Annotated in this window: 1 protein-coding gene; it reads left to right on the top strand. The window is 53.0% G+C overall.

The window, feature by feature from the left end; translation table 11 throughout:
• Positions 1–532: hypothetical protein (locus tag NE664_13165; GenBank protein ID MCQ4727581.1), on the top strand; the 532-nt coding region annotated here is incomplete at both ends.

Raw genomic sequence — 532 nt, 5'->3', positions numbered from 1 at the left:
CCGGATTGTGGAGAACGCCTTAAAGGAGGCAGGAGAGACCGCAAAAGAGCTGATCAGCTACCGATACGTCAGCTTTGCTGCAGTGGAGACGGGGGACGGCTATGAGGTGAGAGAGGAATACCTGGCGGACTACAGCAGTCTGGACTACCTCTTTTTTATGACTCTGGATGACTATAACCGGATCACAGGACAGAATGTGGGGCTGGATGAGAATCAGGTGATGGTGCTTTCGGATGGAATGCGCTATGATCGGGAGACATTTTCCATTTTTGGGAAACAGTATGAAGTCGTTGGAAAGAAAGGGCAGGCGGTGGAGGACGGAATGGATGCCATGGGTTCTGTTGGAAGTCTTCATATTGTCCTTCCTGATTTTTCCCAGCTGAAGGCGATCGAGAAACAGCAGGCCGAGGCGTACGGCGATGCGAAATCCAGCCCAATTTACTATGTGGCTTTTGACGCCGGGGATGGCAGGGAAGGGTCCGAACGGCTGTACCAGATTCTGGAGGAGCAGTTAAGCGGGCTGGGTGCGGCA

Origin of the sequence: Anaerotignum faecicola, assembly GCA_024460105.1 — a bacterium.
GTDB lineage: Bacteria > Bacillota > Clostridia > Lachnospirales > Anaerotignaceae > JANFXS01.
Note: the sequence above shows the minus strand (reverse complement) of the source record. Positions and strands in the feature narration are given on the sequence as shown.